A 12,851-nucleotide genomic window follows, 5' to 3' on the forward strand; every position below is an offset into this window, starting at 1 on the left:
CCCCGTAGTACCTGAGGGGGAGGCCCGGGAACCCCTCTCACTGGGGACGACCTCGACCAGGGGTGCGCCTACCGTTCTGTACGTGACCGAGACGACTCACCTGCAGACCATGCCGCCGGGGGACGAGGCCAAGTCTCGCAGCCCGGAGTACCGGCTGGCGGTGGACGCCCTGCGCGGGTTGCGGCAGGACCTGTTCCACGACGCCTTCGCCTACCGCCTGTTGCCGCGCATGCGCGTCGAGGGCCCCCTGACCAGGAGGCTGCCCGGCCGCCTGCGGGACTTCGCGACCTGGACACCGCACGCCGTGATCTGCGCGGCCGCCCTGATCGCCCTGGTCGGCGCGACGGTCGACGAGGGCTTCGCGTTGCTGCTCGGGCTGCTCGCCGTGGTCCCGGTCCTGCTGACCATGGTCCGGCCGGTCGGAGCGTTCTGGGCGTCCATGGCGGCCACCCCGCTGGCCCTGCCGTTCGGCGACCCGTGGGGCGACTGGCCCTGGCTGCCGGGCAGCTTCGTCTGCCATCTGACGGTGCTGACGGTCGTGGCCGTGCGCACCAGGCCGCGCACGGCCGCCTGGATGTGGGCGCTGACCGCGGTCTACGGCGTCCTCGCGGAGACGCTCTTCGGCTCGGCGGGCCGTTACGGCACCAACACCGGCCCGATGCTGGCCGTATCCGCGTTCGTCCTCCTCGCCGTCACCGTCTGGCACATCCGCCGCCACGCGGAGCAGGAGGTCACCGCGCAGCAGACGGTCACCGCGCACGAGCGCTCCCGCCGCACGCTGCTGGAGGAGCGCACGACGATCGCCCGCGAGCTGCACGACGTGGTCGCCCACCATATGTCGGTGGTGGCCATCCAGGCGGAGGCCGCGCCCTACCGGGTGGAGAACCCGCCGCCGGAGCTGGAGAAGGCCTTCGCCACGATCCGGGAGAACGCGGTGGCGGCCCTGACCGAGCTGCGCCGGGTCCTCGGCGTCGTCCGCGCCGAGGACTACGAGGCCCCGGACGCCCCGCAGCCCACGCTCGCCGACCTGGAGGGGCTGCTGGCCAATGTGCGGGAGGCCGGTCTGGGTGTCGAGAAGGTGGTGACCGGCGCGGTGCGCGAGCTGCCGCAGGGCGTGGAGCTGTCGGCGTACCGGATCGTGCAGGAGGCCCTGAGCAACACCCTGCGGCACGCGCCGGGCGCGAGCGCCCGTGTCGAGATCGGGTACGTGCTCGGCGGCCTGGGCCTGCGCATAGTCAACAGCCCGCCGCCGAACCTGAGCCTGATCAAGCCCTCGCCCGGCGCCGGGCACGGCATCACGGGCATGCGGGAGCGCGTGACGATGCTGAACGGCGAGATGACGGCGGGCCCCACGGACGACGGAGGTTACGAGGTGGCGGTGTTCCTGCCGGTCGCCCTGCCGGACGAGGACGACGCATGACCATTCGCGTGCTGATCGCGGACGACCAGATGATGGTGCGCGAGGGCTTCTCCGTCCTGCTGAACGCGATGCCGGACATCGAGGTCGCCGGCGAGGCGGTGAACGGCCGGGAGGCCGTCGCGAAGGTCCGCGAGCTCGCCCCGGACGTCGTGCTGATGGACATCCGCATGCCCGAGCTGAACGGCATCGAGGCGACCCGGGAGATCGTCGCCGCCGACGGCGCGGCGAAGGTGCTGGTGCTCACCACCTTCGATCTCGACGAGTACGTCTACCAGGCGCTGCGCGCGGGAGCCTCCGGGTTCCTCCTCAAGGACGCCTCGGCCCGCCAGCTCGCCGACGGGGTGCGGGTCGTGGCCGCCGGTGAGGCCCTCCTGGCCCCGTCGGTGACCAGGCGCCTGATCACCGAGTTCTCCAAGCTCTCCGAGACGCCCCGCCTCATGCCCTCCGCGCAGGCGGCGTACGGCGACCTCACCGACCGGGAGACGGAGGTGCTGGTCCTCATCGCGCAGGGCCTGTCGAATGCGGAGATCGCCGAACGGCTGGTGGTCGCCGAGTCGACGATCAAGACTCATGTCAGCCGGATCCTGGTGAAGCTGGGGCTCAGGGACCGGACGCAGGCGGCGGTGTTCGCCTACGAGGCACGGCTGGTGACGCCCGGCTAGACGGAGAGACGTCGCCCCGCAGGCCCGAGGGCCCGGGGGCGACAGGCCGGATCAGTCCAGCTGCATCGGCGTGCAGTCGCTCACGTACGACTTGGAGACCCAGCCGGTGGTGCCCTTGGCCAGCCCGCTCTTCGACTTCTGGCCCAGCTTCAGCTTGATCCAGGAGCCCTTGGTGCCGACCTTCTTGCCCCAGTCGTCCTTGTGGAGGATGCCCTTGGACTTGTAGCCGGTGCCCGGGCCCGTGCGGAAGTTCACGCCGCTGCTCTTGTAGACGTAGTAGTAGACGCGCGGCTTGCACGGCATCTCGGCGGCGGTGGCGACCGGGGCGGTGGCCGCGACCGCGCCGGCGGTCAGCGACAGGGCCAGTACGGCCGAGGCGGCCAGACGTGCGGGGACGCGGGTGCGGAGCTTGGCTCGCTGCTGTGTCATGACGTTCTTTCCTTGAGAAGTCAGATGCCGCTCAGGCGGCCCGCCCAGCTTAACGATCTTGGTCGCCCCTGGTCAGACGGGGGGATGTGGAGCTAGCGTCCGTCCATGGCAGCTGCTTTCGACCTCGCGTTCGACCCGTGGGACCCGGCGTTCCTCGCCGACCCGTACCCCGCCTACGCCGAGCTGCGCGCCCAGGGCCGGGTGCACTATTACGCGCCCACGAACCAGTGGCTCGTCCCGCATCACGCGGACGTCTCGGCGCTGCTGCGCGACCGGCGCCTGGGCCGGACCTACCAGCACCGGTTCACCCACGAGGAGTTCGGCCGCACCCCGCCCCCGCCGGAGCAGGAGCCGTTCCACACGCTCAACGACCACGGGATGCTCGACCTGGAGCCGCCGGACCACACCCGGATCCGGCGCCTGGTGTCGAAGGCGTTCACGCCCCGCACGGTGGAGCGGCTGAAGCCGTATGTGCGGGGCCTCGCGGACGAGCTCGCCGCGGCCCTGGCCGAAGCGGGCGGCGGCGACCTGCTGAAGGACGTCGCCGAGCCCCTCCCGGTGGCGGTGATCGCGGAGATGCTCGGCATCCCGGAGTCCGACCGGGCCCCGCTGCGGCCCTGGTCGGCGGACATCTGCGGGATGTACGAGCTGAACCCGTCCGAGGAGACGGCGGCGAAGGCGGTCCGGGCGTCGGTGGAGTTCTCGGACTACCTGCGCGAACTGATCGCGGCCCGCCGCAAGGAGCCCGGCGACGACCTCGTCTCGGGCCTGATCGCGGCCCATGACGAGGGCGACCGTCTCACGGAGCAGGAGATGATCTCGACGGCGGTCCTCCTCCTCAACGCCGGCCACGAGGCCACGGTGAACGCCACGGTCAACGGCTGGTACGCCCTGTTCCGCAACCCGGCCCAGCTGGAGCTGCTGCGCGCGGACCACTCGCTGATCCCCTCCGCCGTCGAGGAACTGATGCGCTACGACACCCCGCTCCAGCTCTTCGAGCGCTGGGTCCTGGACGAGATCGAACTCGCCGGCACGACGATCCCGCGCGGCGCGGAGGTCGCCCTGCTCTTCGGCTCCGCCAACCACGACCCGACCGTGTTCGAGAATCCGTCCGCACTGGACCTGGGCCGCCCGGACAACCCCCACATCTCCTTCAGCGCCGGCATCCACTACTGCATCGGCGCACCCCTGGCCCGCATCGAACTGGCGGCGTCGATGGGGGCGCTGCTGGAGCGGGCGCCGACGCTGCGCCTGGCCGCCGAGCCGGAGAGGAAACCGAACTTCGTGATCAGGGGGCTGGAGGGGCTGGCCGTCGAGGTGGGGTAAGAGCTCAAGCAGTGCGTCGACCGATCACGTGGTCATGTCCCGCCTCCGCAACGCCGCCAGCCCTCCGGCCACCAGCACCACAGCCAGTCCGGTCAGCACCACCACCGGCCTCCACTCCATGGATCCTCCGGGCAGCTTCGGCAGATGCCCGAACGGCGAGATGTCCAGTACCGCCTGCGGGACGTCCAGCGCGGGGCCGACCCAGCCGATCAGCAGGGCCGCCCCTGCCACGCCCCATGCCGCCGCGGCCGCGCGGGGCAGCACCCCGTACAGCAGCACAGCCACCCCGCCGATCACCCAGATCGCCGGCAACTGCACCAGGCACGCCCCCAGGATCGGGCCGGTCTCCTTGCCGTAGCCGGCGGCCAGGCCGAGGCCGGCCAGGAGCATGAGGAGCGCCGAACCGCCGAAGGCGATCACCAGGTGCCCGGCAGCCCACCGCAGGCGGCCCACCGCGTTCGCCAGCACCGGTTCCGCCCGGCCGGAGGTCTCCTCGCCGTGCAGGCGGAGCACCGACGCCACGATGTACAGGGCCGCGACCAGGCCGAGCATGCCGGTCATCGAGGCCAGGAACGTGTCCGTCAGGCCCGACCGCCCACCCATCCGCTCGAAGATCCGCCGGGCGCCGTCGTTGTCGCCGACGAGGTCGGCCGCGCCCTCGGTCATGCCGCCGTAGACGACCCCGGCGAGAAGGAATCCGACGCTCCAGCCCAGCACACTGCCCCGCTGCAACCGCCAGGCCAGCGCGCCCGCGCTGCCCAGGCGGCCGGACGCCGGGCCCGGCCGGGTGGGCAGGAAGCTCATGCCGACGTCGCGGCGGCCGGCCAGCCCGTACGCGACCGCGCCCTGGAGGAGGACCGCCCCGACGAGCAGCGCCAGCACCCACCAGCGCTCGTCCGCGTACGGCCGCAGGTTCTCCAGCCAGCCCAGCGGCGACATCCAGGTCAAGGCGGACGAGCCGTCGTCCGTCGCCGAGTCACCCGCCGCACGCAGTACGAACGCGGCGCCCAGCACCGCCGCCGTCAGACCCCGGGCCAGCCGCGCGCTCTCCGTCAGCTGGGCGACGATCGCCGCCGTCGTGGCGAGGACCATGCCGACTCCGGCGATGCCGAGGCCCAGGGCCAGCGCCCCGGCCGCGCCCTGGCCGGCCAGGCCGGCGGTGAGCACCAGCGCCAGTACGCCGTTCGCGACCGCCGCCGCCAGCAGGGCGGCCGTGAGGGAGGCCCGGCGGCCCACCATCCCGGACGCCACCAGCTCCTGACGGCCGCTCTCCTCCTCGTCCCGGGTGTGCCGGACGACGACCAGCAGGCTCATCACGGCGGCCAGGGCGCCCGCGTAGACGCCGACCCGCCAGGCCGTCAGCGCGCCCAGCGAGTCGTCGAAGACCGGGCCGACCATCGCGCGCAGCGAGGAGTTGGTCCCCATCTGCCGGATCAGGTCGGCGCGTTCGGCCGGGGTGCCGTAGAGGCCCTCCAGGGTGTTCGGCATGGAGAGGACCATCAGGGCGTTCACCGCGATCCACACCGGCATCATCAGCCGGTCGCGGCGCAGGGCGAACCGCAGCAGCGTGCCCGTCCCGGCCAGCCTGCGTGAGCTGCCGGGCCGTACGGCGAAGGTCGTCATCGGGCGGCCGCCTCGTCCTGGTAGTGCCGCAGGAACAGTTCCTCCAGCGTGGGCGGCGTCGACGTCAGCGACCGTACGCCCGACTCGCTCAGGGACCGCAGGACGGCGTCCAGCCCGTCGGTGTCGACCTGGAGCCGGACCCGGCGCCCCTGCACGTCGAGGTCGTGGACGCCGGGCAGGTGCGCGAGCCCGTTCGGCGGGCCCGCGAGTTCGGCGACGACACTGGTGCGGCTCAGGTGGCGCAGGTCGGCGAGCGTACCGCTCTCGACCGTGCGGCCCTTGCGGATGATGCTCACCCGGTCGCACAGCTCCTCGACCTCGCTCAGGATGTGGGAGGAGAGCAGGATCGTGCGGCCCCGGTCGCGCTCCTCGGCCACACAGCGCTGGAAGACCTCCTCCATCAGCGGGTCCAGGCCCGAGGTCGGCTCGTCCAGGACCAGCAGGTCGACGTCCGAGGCGAACGCGGCGACCAGGGCGACCTTCTGCCGGTTGCCCTTGGAGTAGGTGCGGCCCTTCTTGGTGGGATCGAGCTCGAACCGCTCGATCAGCTCCGCGCGGCGCCGAGGGTCCAGGCCTCCGCGCAGCCTGCCGTACAGGTCGATGACCTCGCCGCCGGAGAGGTTGCGCCACAGCGTCACGTCCCCGGGGACGTAGGCGATCCGGCGGTGCACCTCCACCGCGTCCGTCCAGGGGTCGCGGCCCAGCACCTGCGCGGCGCCCGAGTCGGCGCGCAGCAGGCCGAGCAGGACCCGGATGGTGGTGGACTTGCCCGAGCCGTTGGGGCCGAGGAAGCCGTGGACCTCGCCGGAGGCGACGTCCAGGTCGAGCCCGTCGAGAGCGTGCGTCCGTCCGAAGGACTTGTGCAGTCCGGAGACGGTGATGGCCTTCGTCATGCTTCGGAACGTACGCTTCTTTCAGAAACTTGTGAAGTTAAGGAACCGTCGAAATGGCGGGTAGGCTCGTGGGCGGGGTCTGAGTACGGGAGATGATCGAGGCATGACGGAAGCGGCCGGTGCGGGACGGAACACGGAGGCGGTCTCGCGGTTCGTGGAGCACTTCGCGGCTCAGCTCGTCGAGGCAGGCCTGCCCCGGATGCCCGCCCGGGTCTTCGCCGCGCTGCTCGCCTCCGACACCGGCACCCTGACCTCGGCCGAGCTGGGCGAACAGCTCCAGATCAGCCCTGCGGCCGTCTCCGGGGCGGTGCGCTACCTGGCGCAGGTGCACATGGTCTCGCGCGAGCGGGAACCCGGCTCGCGCCGGGAGCGGTACCGGGTGCACAGCGACCAGTGGTACGAGGCGCTCACCAACCGCAACGCGATCATCAAGCGCTGGGAGGACGCCCTGCGCGAGGGCGTCACCAGCCTGGGCGCGGACTCCCCGGCGGGCCGCCGGCTCGCGGAGACCCTTGCCTTCTTCGAGTTCGTCGAGACGGAGGTCGAGGTCATGATGGAACGCTGGCGCGTGCACCGGGACAAGATGTTCGGCCGGGGCTGACCCGCAAACCAGGTTCTCGGTGCGCCAGGCCGGGCGCACCGCCCAGCGCAGCTCGCGGACCATGCAGTCGTACAGCGGCGCCTCGTCAGAGGAGGTGGGCGGTGCCGACGGCATCCGGGATCCCGGTGTTCTCCCGAGGTCCCACCGCCAGGCCGGCGGCGACGCCGATCGAGTCCGCGACGAAGGTCCTGCGGTCCACGTTCACGGCCGTACTTGAGGAGCGTCCGCCGTCGTGCTTGGCCCTGGCCCCGGGAAGCCGAGGTCACCGGGGTTCGTGCCGAACAACGCGTGCAGCACCCGCCAGGCCGGTGGATGCGGCCGGGATCAGGTTGACGCCACCGGCGAAATTGTCGGTCGGTGATGGTCGCCTGCTCCCCGACGAGTTCGGCGGTCGCGTCGAAAACCGGGATGAACGTCGACGGCTTGGCCCGTCCGCGCTCCGTGCGCATCGGGGCCTCCCGTACGGCTACCGCTCCTTCGTCTCCTCCAGCACCGTCCGCCCGAGCAGCGCGTACCGGGACGGGTCGCGGCGCTTGAGGTACTGCGCGTAGCCGATGCCGCTCAGTGCGACCAGTGCCACGATCCACGGCGTGGCCTTCAGCACCAGGGAGCTGGACTCCGGGCCTGCCGCCGCGCCCATGTTGGACACCAGCAGCGCGACCACCGCGAGCATCGCGACACCACCGACGAGGGGAGCGGCGAACGTCCGGAACCAGTGTCGGCTCTCGGGGTGGTTCGTGCGGAAGTACGCCAGCACCGCGAAGGAGCACACCGCCTGGACGACCAGGATCGCCATGGTGCCGAGGATGGCCAGCAGGACGTACGTACCGCTGTACGGGTCCTTGCCCGCGGCCCAGAACGCGCCGAGCAGTACGGCGGTGACGATCGTCTGCACCAGGCCGGCGATGTGCGGGGAGCCGTTCTTGGCGTGGGTGCGGCCGAGGGTGTGCTTCAGGGACGGCAGGACGCCCTCGCGGCCCAGGGCGTACATGTAGCGGGCGGCGCAGTTGTGGAAGGCCATGCCGCAGGCCAGCGAGCCGGTGATCATCAGCCACTGCATGACGACGACCGCCCAGTGGCCGACGTAGTGCTCGGTGGGGTTGAAGAAGAGCGCGAGCGGGTTGGCGCTCGAGGCCGCCTTCACGGCCGCCGCCTCGCCGTTGCCCGTGATGGCCATCCAGGAGACGAAGACGTAGAAGACGCCGACGCCGAGCACGCTGATCATCGTCGCCTTGGGGATGATCTTCTTCGGGTCGCGGGACTCCTCGCCGTACATCGCGGTCGACTCGAAGCCGACCCACGACCAGAAGGCGAAGAAGAGACCGAGACCGGCGGACGTCCCGTGGAAGGCGTTGACCGGGTTGACCGGGTCGAAGGTGAAGCCGTCCGGGCCACCGCCGTGCAGGGCGACGGAGATCGCCATCGCGGCGAGGACGGTGACCTCCGTGGCCAGCAGGACGACGAGCAGCTTCTCGGCGACGTCGATGCCGAACCACGTCCCCGCCGCGTTGATCGCCAGCATGAGGATCGCGAAGGCCCACCAGGGGATGTGCAGGCCCGTCTGGTCCTTCAGGGTCGTCGTCGCGAAGGTCGAGAAGATGCCGATGAGCGCCGGCTCGAAGACGACGTACGCGAAGGTGGCCAGTAGCCCGGAGGCGAGGCCGACGGTGCGGCCGAGGCCGTAGGAGATGAAGCCGTAGAAGGCGCCCGTCGAGGTGATGTGCTTCGCCATCGACGTGAAGCCGACGGCAAAGATTGCCAGGACGACCATTGCGACGAGGTAGCCCGCCGGGGCCCCGACGCCGTTGCCGGACGACACCATGAAGGGCACGTTGCCCGTCATCGCGGTGATCGGCGCGGCGGTCGCCACGGCCATGAAGACCACGCCGAGCAGGCCCACGGCATTGGGCTTGAGCCGGTGAACCGTCCCCGAGTCGTCTGTTTCCGCCGCCGGGGCGACGCCCTCGTCCACTGCCATCGGGTGGCCCCTTCCATGACCGTTCCACTGTCTGCTGGGTGACGATGCTGTCTGGCGTATGAGTCACTCCAGGGGGTGGAGCGGTTAAATGTTTGTCAACCAGACCTTTAGATGGCCGCCGTGGCGAACGGCTGGGTTAACTCTTCGCGCACGTGTGGACGGGCCCTTTCGGCGGCTCGTACGGTCGCCGACATGAGCTACACGTCCACCCTCGGCGGCCACCGCCACCGCTTCGACTCCCTCGCCCGCCTGCTCGCCGCCGCCAGTCCCGAGCGCTCCGGCGACCGGCTGGCCGGGCTCGCCGCCGAGTCGGCGCAGGAGCGGGTCGCGGCACGCTGGGCGCTGGCGGAGGTGCCGCTCGCGGCCTTCCTGACCGAGCCGTTGATCCCCTACGAGACCGACGACGTGACCCGGCTGATCCTCGACACGCACGACGCGGCGGCCTTCGCGCCCGTGGCCGGGTTGACGGTCGGCGAGTTCCGGGAGTGGTTGCTGTCGGAGGCGGCGGACACCGGGACGCTGGCCGCGCTGGCCCCCGGGCTGACGCCGGAGATGGTGGCCGCGGTGTCCAAGCTGATGGGGAACGCGGACCTGGTGGCCGTGGCCCGCAAAGTGCGGGTGGTGACGGCGTTCCGCTCGACGATCGGGCTACCGGGCCGGCTGGCGACACGACTGCAGCCCAATCATCCGACCGATGACCCGGCGGGAGTCGCGGCGGCGTTGCTGGACGGCCTGCTGCTGGGCTCCGGCGACGCGGTCATCGGCATCAACCCGGCGACGGACAGCCCGAAGGCGGTACGGGACCTGCTGGAACTGCTGGACGGCGTGATCGAGCGGTACGCGATCCCGACCCAGTCGTGCGTGCTGTGCCACGTCACGACGAGCCTCGACCTGATGGCGAGCGGCGCTCCCGTGGACCTGGTCTTCCAGTCCATCGCGGGGACACAGGCGGCGAACGCGTCCTTCGGGGTCACGCTGGACCTGCTGGACGAGGCGCACGAGGCGGCGCGGGCACTGCAGCGGGGCACCGTCGGCCGGAACGTCATGTACTTCGAGACGGGGCAGGGCAGCGCCCTGTCGGCCGACGCGCACCACGGGGTGGACCAGCAGACGGTGGAGGCGAGGGCGTACGCGGTCGCCCGCCGCTACGACCCCCTGCTCGTGAACACGGTGGTCGGCTTCATCGGCCCGGAGTACCTCTACGACGGCCGCCAGATCCTCCGCGCCGCCCTGGAGGATCACTTCTGCGGCAAGCTGCTCGGCCTGCCGATGGGCCTGGACATCTGCTACACGAACCACGCGGACGCCGATGACGACGACGTGGCGACGATGCTGACCATGCTGGGCGTGGCCGGCGCCTCCTTCGTGATCTGCACGCCGGGCGGCGACGACATCATGCTCAACTACCAGTCGGCCTCGTACCACGACGCCCTGTACCTGCGCGAGGTGCTGGGCCTGCGCCCGGCGCCGGAGTTCGAGGCGTGGCTGGAGTCGATCGGGCTGCTGGACGAACGGGGTGGGGTCAGGGACGTATCGCATACGGCCCACCCGCTCACGGCGATCGGACGGGAGCGGGCGGTATGACGACACCTGACGTCACCGGTGACCTGTGGCCGGCCCTCCGCCGCCACACCCAGGCCCGCATCGGCCTGGGCCGCGCGGGATCGGCGCTGTCCACCCGCCACCGCCTGGAACTCCAGTCCGCGCACGCGGCCGCCCGCGACGCCGTGCACGCGCCGTTCGCCCCGGACGCGATCGCGGCGGTGCTGCCCGGCCTGCCGACGGTACGGGTGCGCAGCGCGGCCCCCGACCGGCTCACGTACCTCCAGCGCCCGGACCTGGGCCGCCGCCTGGACCCCACGGACCGCGCACACCTGCCCGTGGGTGACTGGGACGTGGTCTTCGTGGTCGCCGACGGCCTGTCCAGCCGGGCGGTGCACGAGCATGCGGCGGCGGTGGTGCGGGAGACGGTGACACGGCTGCCGGCCTGGAACGTCGCCCCCGTCGTCCTCGCCGAACAGGCCCGGGTGGCCCTCGGTGACGACATCGCCCACGCGATGGGTGCGGCGATGGTGGTCGTGCTCGTCGGCGAACGCCCGGGCATGTCGGCGGCCGACTCCCTGGGCGCCTACCTGACGTACGCGCCGAAGCCGGGAGTGACGACAGACGCCGACCGCAACTGCCTGTCCAACATCCGGCCACCTCTGGGGCTGACGTACGAGACGGCGGCGGGGAAACTGTCGGGGCTGATGGGGAGGGCGCGGGAGTCGGGGGTCACGGGGGTCGGGCTGAAGGACGAGATCGACTGCGGCTCCGTGAGCGAGCAGCTACGCTGAGTGGCGGCTGGTCCGCGGCAAGGGGAGGGCGCATCATGACACTCATGGCAGAGCGACCGGTGATAAGCGGCACCACGCCCCGCAGTGGCTTCGAGGAGCTTCTGGACCTCCTCGACGAGCTGCGCGTGCCCGACGGCTACAAGGCCGAGATCATCAGGGGGAGCATCGTCGTGTCGCCGTGGTCCAAGGGGTACTACACCCGCGTCATGAAGCTGGTGTGCAACCAACTCGAGCCACACCTCCCCGCAGGCCACATCATCGAGCGGGCTCCGCAGCTGTTCGTCTTCCCCCGAGTCGAGCGTGCGTATGGGCCGGACATCCATGCCGCACACGAGCGGACGTACGAGACAAGCAGCAACCACCTGGACGGGGAAGGCCTGTCCTTCGTCGCCGAACTGACCTCGACCTCCACCAGGGACGAAGACCTCACCGACAAGGTCGAGACGTACGGGAAGGCAGGCGTCCCCCTCTACCTGGTCCTCGACATGCAGGAAGAGCAGGCCATCGTCTTCGGGTCCCCGTCCGCGAAGGGATATGAGGTCCGCTTCACCAAGCCCTTCGGCGAGAAGCTCTACATCCCGGACCCCTTCGGTTGCACACTCGACACCACAGGCTTCCAGGCCCCCGAACAGGAAGCCCAGGAGCAGAACGAGGCCTGAAGGCTCACGCCGACGAAGGCAGCGTAAGCCCCCAAGCCCCCTCCCAAACCGTCCAGGTCCGCCTGCGCACCGGCCCCGACACCCCCGCGTCCGACCGGTACCGGAAATCCGCGCCCACCACGGTCACCGTCTTCCCGGCCGCCCGCACGGGCGACGCCTCCGCGCCCACCGAAGCCGGCCGTACCTCGACCTCCGCCACCCCGGAGGACCCCGGCGTCACCGACACCGCCTCCACCGGCTGGCCCAGATCCACCAGCGTCACCCCGTCGACCTCCACCCGCAGCCGGGACGGCCGGGGACCGGCGACGGGGACCTCCCGCGCGGGGCGTACCGGCACCAGCGTCTTGACGAGAAACTGGCACGTCCGCAGCCAGGGACGCGCGGAAGGCTCCGGCGAAGCCTGCGGATACACCGGCGGTATCCGCAGCGCGCCGAGCACCACCCCGTCGCTGTCGTCCACCATCAGGTCCATCCGCCGCTCGACCCCGTCGAGCACCGCCCGCGCCGCCGCCACCGTCCCCGTCGGCACCCCCAGCGACCGGGCCAGGGACTGCACGCCCCCGACCGGCACCACCGACAGCGCGCATCCGGCCAGCTCCCGATGCCGGTGCAGCAGCGACACCGCGCGGATCAGGGCCCGGTCGTCACCCACCACCACCGGGCGGCGCGAGCCCCGCCGGCGCAACGCCCGCGCGAACTCCTCCGGGCCGTCCGGCAGGCACAGCTTCATCGCCGCACCCGCTCCGAGCACGTCTTTCGCTATCCGTACGGACTCGCCGTCCGACCGACGGGCGACCGGGTCGACCACCACCAGCAGCTGCTCGGACGTCGCGGAAGTCGCCACCTCGGCCATGCCTCGCTTCCTCGGGTAGCATCTTTGTGCAAGAGCCCCTTGCGCTATTGCGCCAGGGGCTTCGTCTATTC

12 protein-coding genes are annotated in these 12,851 nt (G+C 71.4%); 7 read left to right on the top strand and 5 right to left on the bottom strand.

Annotated elements, in window-relative coordinates:
• The first annotated feature begins 82 nt into the window (after positions 1 to 82).
• Positions 83 to 1,420 carry a sensor histidine kinase gene (locus QF034_RS21910; protein WP_307176560.1) on the top strand — a complete coding sequence of 446 codons (1,338 nt, stop codon included), beginning with the start codon at positions 83 to 85 and terminating at the stop codon, positions 1,418 to 1,420.
• On the top strand, positions 1,417 to 2,082 hold the full coding sequence (locus tag QF034_RS21915) for a response regulator (RefSeq protein ID WP_307176562.1): 666 nt from the start codon (positions 1,417 to 1,419) through the stop codon (positions 2,080 to 2,082). The genes QF034_RS21910 and QF034_RS21915 overlap by 4 nt, the downstream gene beginning before the upstream one ends.
• Positions 2,083 to 2,133: 51 nt before the next feature.
• Here the strand turns inward: QF034_RS21915 and QF034_RS21920 are convergent, their stop codons facing one another.
• Positions 2,134 to 2,511 carry an SH3 domain-containing protein gene (locus tag QF034_RS21920; RefSeq protein WP_307176563.1) on the bottom strand — a complete coding sequence of 126 codons (378 nt, stop codon included), beginning with the start codon at positions 2,509 to 2,511 and terminating at the stop codon, positions 2,134 to 2,136.
• A 105-nt stretch (positions 2,512 to 2,616) separates the two neighbouring features.
• Here QF034_RS21920 and QF034_RS21925 point away from each other — a divergent pair, with 105 nt between their 5' ends.
• A complete protein-coding gene (locus tag QF034_RS21925) occupies positions 2,617 to 3,837 on the top strand; it encodes a cytochrome P450 (RefSeq protein ID WP_307176564.1) in 1,221 nt (406 codons plus the stop codon).
• 24 nt (positions 3,838 to 3,861) lie between these two features.
• Here QF034_RS21925 and QF034_RS21930 read toward each other — a convergent pair whose 3' ends face one another.
• Both QF034_RS21930 and QF034_RS21935 read right to left on the bottom strand, forming a co-directional pair.
• Positions 3,862 to 5,460, bottom strand: coding sequence for an ABC transporter permease (locus QF034_RS21930; RefSeq protein WP_307176565.1), 1,599 nt, complete (start codon positions 5,458 to 5,460; stop codon positions 3,862 to 3,864).
• Positions 5,457 to 6,353 carry an ABC transporter ATP-binding protein gene (locus QF034_RS21935; RefSeq protein ID WP_307176566.1) on the bottom strand — a complete coding sequence of 299 codons (897 nt, stop codon included), beginning with the start codon at positions 6,351 to 6,353 and terminating at the stop codon, positions 5,457 to 5,459. The genes QF034_RS21930 and QF034_RS21935 overlap by 4 nt, the downstream gene beginning before the upstream one ends.
• Positions 6,354 to 6,456: 103 nt before the next feature.
• Here QF034_RS21935 and QF034_RS21940 point away from each other — a divergent pair, with 103 nt between their 5' ends.
• Positions 6,457 to 6,954, top strand: a complete 498-nt coding sequence (locus tag QF034_RS21940) for a GbsR/MarR family transcriptional regulator (protein ID WP_307176567.1) — start codon at positions 6,457 to 6,459, stop codon at positions 6,952 to 6,954.
• Positions 6,955 to 7,420: 466 nt separating this feature from the next.
• On the opposite strand, the gene QF034_RS21945 is transcribed toward QF034_RS21940, so the two are convergent.
• Positions 7,421 to 8,932 carry an APC family permease gene (locus QF034_RS21945; protein WP_307176568.1) on the bottom strand — a complete coding sequence of 504 codons (1,512 nt, stop codon included), beginning with the start codon at positions 8,930 to 8,932 and terminating at the stop codon, positions 7,421 to 7,423.
• Between the two features lie 192 nt (positions 8,933 to 9,124).
• Between QF034_RS21945 and QF034_RS21950 the strand changes: the two genes are divergently transcribed.
• Genes QF034_RS21950 through QF034_RS21960 form a run of 3 tightly spaced genes read left to right on the top strand, consistent with a single transcriptional unit; the run spans position 9,125 to position 11,927 of the window.
• Positions 9,125 to 10,516, top strand: coding sequence for an ethanolamine ammonia-lyase subunit EutB (locus QF034_RS21950; protein ID WP_307176569.1), 1,392 nt, complete (start codon positions 9,125 to 9,127; stop codon positions 10,514 to 10,516).
• Positions 10,513 to 11,268: an ethanolamine ammonia-lyase subunit EutC gene (eutC, locus tag QF034_RS21955; RefSeq protein ID WP_307176570.1), complete on the top strand. Its 756-nt coding sequence runs from the start codon at positions 10,513 to 10,515 to the stop codon at positions 11,266 to 11,268. The genes QF034_RS21950 and eutC overlap by 4 nt, the downstream gene beginning before the upstream one ends.
• A gap of 35 nt (positions 11,269 to 11,303) precedes the next feature.
• Positions 11,304 to 11,927: a Uma2 family endonuclease gene (locus QF034_RS21960; protein ID WP_307176571.1), complete on the top strand. Its 624-nt coding sequence runs from the start codon at positions 11,304 to 11,306 to the stop codon at positions 11,925 to 11,927.
• Between the two features lie 4 nt (positions 11,928 to 11,931).
• Here the strand turns inward: QF034_RS21960 and QF034_RS21965 are convergent, their stop codons facing one another.
• Positions 11,932 to 12,780, bottom strand: coding sequence for a diacylglycerol kinase family protein (locus QF034_RS21965; protein ID WP_307176572.1), 849 nt, complete (start codon positions 12,778 to 12,780; stop codon positions 11,932 to 11,934).
• Positions 12,781 to 12,851 lie beyond the last annotated feature (71 nt).

The sequence above is a fragment of the Streptomyces africanus genome, from assembly GCF_030816955.1.
Taxonomy (GTDB): domain Bacteria; phylum Actinomycetota; class Actinomycetes; order Streptomycetales; family Streptomycetaceae; genus Streptomyces; species Streptomyces africanus.

Bases quoted from the DNA above. Each gene is read 5' to 3' on its own strand.
- QF034_RS21950 (WP_307176569.1), top strand. From the start codon at position 9,125: ATGAGCTACACGTCCACCCTCGGCGGCCACCGCCACCGCTTCGACTCC.
- QF034_RS21945 (WP_307176568.1), bottom strand. From the start codon at position 8,932: ATGGCAGTGGACGAGGGCGTCGCCCCGGCGGCGGAAACAGACGACTCG.
- QF034_RS21920 (WP_307176563.1), bottom strand. From the start codon at position 2,511: ATGACACAGCAGCGAGCCAAGCTCCGCACCCGCGTCCCCGCACGTCTG.
- eutC (WP_307176570.1), top strand. From the start codon at position 10,513: ATGACGACACCTGACGTCACCGGTGACCTGTGGCCGGCCCTCCGCCGC.
- QF034_RS21930 (WP_307176565.1), bottom strand. From the start codon at position 5,460: ATGACGACCTTCGCCGTACGGCCCGGCAGCTCACGCAGGCTGGCCGGG.
- QF034_RS21960 (WP_307176571.1), top strand. From the start codon at position 11,304: ATGACACTCATGGCAGAGCGACCGGTGATAAGCGGCACCACGCCCCGC.
- QF034_RS21965 (WP_307176572.1), bottom strand. From the start codon at position 12,780: ATGGCCGAGGTGGCGACTTCCGCGACGTCCGAGCAGCTGCTGGTGGTG.
- QF034_RS21940 (WP_307176567.1), top strand. From the start codon at position 6,457: ATGACGGAAGCGGCCGGTGCGGGACGGAACACGGAGGCGGTCTCGCGG.
- QF034_RS21935 (WP_307176566.1), bottom strand. From the start codon at position 6,353: ATGACGAAGGCCATCACCGTCTCCGGACTGCACAAGTCCTTCGGACGG.
- QF034_RS21925 (WP_307176564.1), top strand. From the start codon at position 2,617: ATGGCAGCTGCTTTCGACCTCGCGTTCGACCCGTGGGACCCGGCGTTC.
- QF034_RS21915 (WP_307176562.1), top strand. From the start codon at position 1,417: ATGACCATTCGCGTGCTGATCGCGGACGACCAGATGATGGTGCGCGAG.